Consider the following 311-nt stretch of genomic DNA (forward strand, 5'->3'; position numbering starts at 1 on the left):
TTCAGCTTCCCGCTGCTGTTCATGTTCGTGTCCTCGCTCAAGCCGGACCAGCAAATCTTCGGCGACATGTCCTCCATCGCCGCGTTCCTACCCGTCGGGCATCTCTCGCTGGACAACTACGCCGGCGTCTTTGACCGGGTTCCGGCCGCGAGGTTCCTCATCAACTCTGTCGGCGTCTCCGTCATCACGGTCGTCCTGGGCGTGATCATCAACTCGATGGCGGCCTTCGCGCTCTCCCGCATGAAGGTCCGCGGCAAAGGCATCATCCTCACCCTCATCATCGCCACCCTCATTGTGCCGTTCGAAACCCT

At 61.1% G+C, this 311-nt stretch carries 1 pseudogene; it reads left to right on the top strand.

The features are described 5' to 3' along the window. Positions 1-311, top strand: a pseudogene (locus LD110_RS23460) (carbohydrate ABC transporter permease); the annotation flags it as partial.

Origin of the sequence: Arthrobacter sp. M4, assembly GCF_020251205.1 — a bacterium.
GTDB lineage: Bacteria > Actinomycetota > Actinomycetes > Actinomycetales > Micrococcaceae > Arthrobacter.